The organism is Nocardia farcinica, assembly GCF_029867845.1.
Lineage (GTDB): Bacteria > Actinomycetota > Actinomycetes > Mycobacteriales > Mycobacteriaceae > Nocardia > Nocardia farcinica_A.
In genome coordinates this window covers 1-2,095 of the sequence record NZ_JARWRU010000376.1, presented here as the reverse complement: position 1 = coordinate 2,095, position 2,095 = coordinate 1, and the positions used below count along the sequence as shown (strand labels likewise).

At 71.4% G+C, this 2,095-nt stretch carries 2 protein-coding genes and 1 pseudogene; 1 reads left to right on the top strand and 2 read right to left on the bottom strand.

The window, feature by feature from the left end; all coding sequences use genetic code 11:
- Together QH283_RS07980 and QH283_RS07975 are read right to left on the bottom strand one after the other, a co-directional pair.
- A pseudogene (locus tag QH283_RS07980) lies at positions 1 to 218 on the bottom strand (acyl-CoA desaturase); the annotation flags it as partial.
- A 59-nt stretch (positions 219 to 277) separates the two neighbouring features.
- Entirely contained in the window at positions 278 to 1,348 is a 1,071-nt protein-coding gene (locus QH283_RS07975) for a ferredoxin reductase (protein WP_280502377.1), read from the bottom strand.
- Between the two features lie 187 nt (positions 1,349 to 1,535).
- On the opposite strand from QH283_RS07975, the gene QH283_RS07970 reads away from it, so the two are divergent.
- Positions 1,536 to 2,095: TetR family transcriptional regulator (locus QH283_RS07970; RefSeq protein WP_280502376.1), on the top strand; the 560-nt coding region annotated here is incomplete at its 3' end.

Genomic DNA, 2,095 nt, shown 5'->3' with positions numbered 1-2,095 from the left:
TTGATCGAGTAGATGTACTCGCGGTCGCGCTCGCCCAGGTCGGCGAGCACGCGATTGCGCAGGGCGTCGAGCTCCTCGCCCAGTTCGCGCACCTGCTCCGGGCTCAGCACCAGGGGGCCGTTCTCGGTCTCGGTCAGGATGGTCTTCTCGGTCTCGATGGTCTTGTCGGACTCGCGGGTCTTCTCGGCCTCGCGGGTCTTCTCGGTCTCGCGGGTCATGGCATTTCCTCGCGTCTCGTTCTCGGATGTCTCGGGCGGCCGCGGGAACAGCGGGCCACTCAGATGTCGATGTCGACGTCGCCGACCGGCGCGCTCACGCACAGCTGGATCGGCTGGCCGGGATCGGAGCCGGTCTCGCCGGTGCGCAGGTCGCGGGTGCAGCCGCTGCGGCGAACGGCCGTGCAGGAGAAGCAGATCCCCATCCGGCAGCCGTACTCGGGGCTCAGCCCGGCCGACTCGGCCTGCTCGAGCAGCGCGGCACCGGAGTTCGGAGCGCTCACCCCGCTGGCGCTGAAGCGCACCGTGCCGTGGGCCCGCGCCGGGTCGGCGGGCGCGATGGTCAGGGTGAACTCCTCGCTGTGCAGCCGCTCGCCGAGCCCTTCGGCCTCGTAGACGGTGCGCACCGCCGCCGTCAGCCCGGGCGGGCCGCACAGGTAGGTCTGCGCGTCGGCGAACCAGGGCGCGACCCGCTCCAGTTCGTCGTGCCCGAAGCCCGCGTCGCCACGCTCGGGGTAACGCGCTTCCAGCCGCAGCCGCGGGTGTCTGCGCGCCAGCGCAGTCAGTTCGGCCAGGTGCGGCACCTCCTCGGGCGACCGCGCGTAGTGCAGGAAGACGATCTCGCGGCCGTCGCGCTCGAGGTGTCCTTCCGCCACGAGGGTGCGCAGCATGGACAGCACCGGCGTGATGCCACTGCCGCCGCTGATCAGCACCACCCGCTCGGGCCGCGGCTCGGGCAGCCGGAACACTCCCTCCGGCCCGGCGATGTCGACCACAATGCCGGGGCGCACCCGGGTGTTCAGGTAGCCGGACACCACGCCGCCGGGGTGGTGCTTGACGGTCAGCCGCAGGGTTCGGCCGTCGCCGCCCTCGGCGTCGATCGGCGAGTAGCAGCGGGTGTGGCGCACGCCGTCGACCACGACGCCGATGCGCACGTACTGGCCCGCGGCGCGTCCGCGCAGGCGTCGCGGGGTGCGCAGGGTCAGGGTCACCGAGCCGGGGACCGAGCGGTCCACCTCGGTGATCACCGCGCGCGGCCTGCGCACGGTCAGGCTCGGGTGGACGAGTTCGAGATAGCGGTCCAGCGGATGCGGGGTGGTCAGGGTCTGCACCAGATCGATGAGATCCACCATCGGGTTCTCCGTACCTGTCGTCAGGGTGCGTGCTTCCCGCCCAGCGCCGGGCGGATCGATTTCGGTGCACGCTTGTACACTCATCAAGTGTGACCTACCCCCCGGTAGTGGTGTCAACCGGCGAAAGCTGTGACTCGAATTACAGGATCGACCCGAAAGTATGGTGTACGGACGTATGCTCACCGTGATGACCGAGCAAGCAGCAACCCGCAGCGAACGCAAGGAGCGCACCCGCGCGGCACTCCTGGAGGGCACCCTCGCGCTGGCCGCCGAGCGCGGCTTCGCGGCCTTGAGCCTGCGCGAGATAGCCCGCTCGGCAGGCATTGTCCCGACCGCCTTCTATCGGCACTTCGCCTCGCTCGACGATCTGGCCGCCGCCCTGGTCGACGAGGGCGTCACCGCCCTGCGCCTGGCCCTGCGCGAGGTGCGCCGGCGCACCGACATCGGCCTGGCCGACACCGTGCGTTTCGTCTTCGACCAGGCCGAGGCCAAGCACGCGCTGTTCGGCTTCCTCACCCGCGAGCGCCACGGCGGGTCGGCGGCGCTGCGCCGTCTGATCGCCTACGAATTGCAGATGATCGTGCGCGAACTGGTCACCGACATGTCCCGGCTGCCCGCCCTCGACGACTGGAGCCCGCGCGCTCGGGAGATGGCGGCGGGACAGATAGTAGGCACCGTCGCCCCCCGGGTGGGCGCCGCCGGGGGGGCGCCGAGTACCCGCGGCAGGCGGGCGGTCCCGGGGGCGCG